Raw genomic sequence first — 900 nt, 5'->3', positions numbered from 1 at the left:
AGGGTCATTGCCCATTTTGCAGGTGCCGCTAGGGTGATATACCAAGCCTAGCCGTTCTTTACACTTCTTCAAAAGTGCCTCATCTGATTGGATGTTATTACCTGGGTGCAACTCTTCGCCACGATGCCCATCAAAGGCTGGGCTTGCTAATATTTTCCGAGCAACCCGAATGCCGTTGACTAATACTTTTGCATCCTCAGGGTCGGAGAAAAAGTTGAAGTCGATTTTGATTGGCTCTCTTGGGTCTGCTGATTTTAAGCTGAGTTTGCCTCGGCTTTTAGGGCGAAGGACGCAAACGTGAAGAGAGTAGCCATGGCTAGACAGGAGTTTTAAATCGCGCCCGCAGTCGTCAAAGAGTAAGGGAACAAAGTGCATCTGAATGTCTGGTACCTTTACCTCGGGGCTAGACTTCAAAAAGGCGCCCGCCTGGGTAATTGAGTTCGCCAGATTGCCTTGCTTGTCGCGCAGATATTTAAGAGTGTCGGGTAGCATTTTTAGCAGTCCGCCGGGGCTTGTCGAGAAACCATCCTTCTTTTTGCTTTTCACCAAAACACAGGCATCAACATGTTCCTGCAGGTTCTTTCCGACGCCGGGCAAATCCTGTATCACTTCGATACCATGTTGTTGAAGCTCCTCTTTATCGCCGATACCTGAAAGCATAAGCGTTTGAGGAGAGTTGAAGGCGCCGCCGCACAACAGCACTTCTTTACGTGCATGGACGGTATGCTTTTCACCTTGTTGAGTAAACTCGACCCCTGTTGCGACTTTGTTCTCGATGAGAATTTTATCGACAAAGGCCTCGCATTCAACAAAGAGGTTTTGCCTTGTCATGGCCGGCTTTAAATAGGCGCGTGAAACGCCGCAGCGCTCGCCATCTTTGATGGTAAATTGATAATAGCC

The 900-nt window shown here is 48.6% G+C and carries 1 protein-coding gene; it reads right to left on the bottom strand.

Annotated features, from left to right (window positions below; translation table 11 throughout):
• Positions 1-900: GMC family oxidoreductase (locus A3766_RS08280; RefSeq protein ID WP_197479439.1), on the bottom strand; the 900-nt coding region annotated here is incomplete at both ends.

The organism is Oleiphilus sp. HI0132 (assembly GCF_001635845.1).
Note: the sequence above shows the minus strand (reverse complement) of the source record. Positions and strands in the feature narration are given on the sequence as shown.